Raw genomic sequence first — 1,624 nt, 5'->3', positions numbered from 1 at the left:
CTGGTTGCCACATGGGGATGGTCTTGACCAAGGAGTTTTTTCCTCAGTGCTAAGGCTTGTCGATAGAGGGGTTCGGCTTCACCATATCTGCCCTGGCTTAAGTAGAGTGCAGCCAGATTATGGAGGCTGTGTGCCACATGGGGATGGTCTTGACCCAGGAGTTTTTTCCTCAGTGCTAAGGCTTGTCGAAAGAGGGGTTCGGCTTCACCATATCTGCCCTGGCTTGAGTAGAGGAATGCCAGATCATTGAGGCTGCTTGCCACATCAGGGTGTTCCTCTCCCAAGACTTCCCGCCGAATCTCTAATGCTCTCTCAGCTAGGGGAATCGCTTCTGAGTACTTTCCTTGCTGATAAAGCTTAATGGCTTGCTGAGTTAGTTGAGAGGCTTCTGCTAGGGATAACTCTTCAGCCCTTTCACTCCCTGGTGAACTCAGTTGTTGAGCTATTATACTTTGCCCCCAGCTAGACCTAGGGAAAGCCACTCCCATTCCCATCACACCGACGACGGTGGCTAAAATCCTTGCTAGCTTGATAAAGAGGTTTTGATTCATTTCCTGAACCTCCATTGGGGATAGTCAATAAACCTGATCAAAAGAAGTGGGGGTAATACAGTAGTGTGCTACCCACTATTGATTGTTCTACTGACGTTTTAGGGATCGGGATTTATAGCAATGGAAGTATAGTTTAGGACATAGTTTTTTAGTGTAAAGGGAGCAGGGAGTCGGGAGTCGGGAGTCGGGAGTCGGGAGTCGGGAACAAGAATTATAACAATTTATACAGGGATTATTATAAACATTTCAACGCTCACGAATTGTCATAAAAAACTATAGTAAATCAACGTTTTATCCTAATAGCTAACCCTTTAAATCGTTAGATTAAATTCCTTGAGCGTTACTGGAGCGATAATTATTCCGTAAGCATTCAGCTATCAGCTATCAGTTATCAGCTATTGGCCATAAGCGAGGCTACTGTTTGCGCAGCGTCTGCGTAGCGTAATCGGTGCTTTTAAATAAAATAAGCTGACGGCACCTCAAGTAGCGTGAGCTTTTAGCTGACGGCTGACGGCTGACGGCTGAATTCTTACTTCCAAGCTTATTGAGTTTGAATAATTTCTGTAATGGGAATAGTTTAATTATCAGCAGACTCTAAGAATTTAATCGCACTCTTGCGGAATTTAATGGTCATTTTTAATCCAATCTGTCAGATCAGTCACGTCTTCAGTCTCATAGTCTTGAGGTAGCCCAAAGGTGGTGTCAAGGTCTTCTTGTTCTTGATCACTAACGTAAGGCATTAACATCTGACATAGTAAGAGTCTTTCTTCTCTCAAAACTTCTCGGATGCTTTCTTTAATCAGTGTTTTTAAGTCTTGAGTTTCCATCGCTTTTGAATTAAAGGTTATTTTTTTAATTATAGCGTTTTTTATACTAGGGAGTAGGGAGTAGGGAGTAGGGAGTAGGGAGTAGGGAGTAAAGTAAAAAAAAATAGCCGTAGAAATACTATCCACGACTATTTCAAATCTTGATGTCACAAAATTAGCAAACCTAACCTGCTCTGCTTGGCCAAAGGTCACGCTACAAAACCAGACCAAAACCAAGGCCCCCGGGGGGGTTTCCCCCCCGGGGGC

2 protein-coding genes are annotated in these 1,624 nt (G+C 43.8%); both read right to left on the bottom strand.

What is annotated here, in order from left to right:
• Positions 1-551, bottom strand: a 551-nt coding sequence (locus F6K49_RS47135; protein WP_293109402.1) for a tetratricopeptide repeat protein, incomplete at its 3' end; no start/stop codon positions are given.
• Positions 552-1,174: 623 nt separating this feature from the next.
• Complete coding sequence (locus F6K49_RS47130; RefSeq protein ID WP_293109400.1) at positions 1,175-1,570, bottom strand: hypothetical protein; 396 nt, start codon at positions 1,568-1,570, stop codon at positions 1,175-1,177.
• Between the last annotated feature and the right edge of the window lie 54 nt (positions 1,571-1,624).

Source organism: Moorena sp. SIO3I6 (assembly GCF_010672095.1).
The sequence above is the reverse complement of the archived record's forward strand: the minus strand, read 5'-3'. Positions and strand labels throughout refer to the sequence as shown.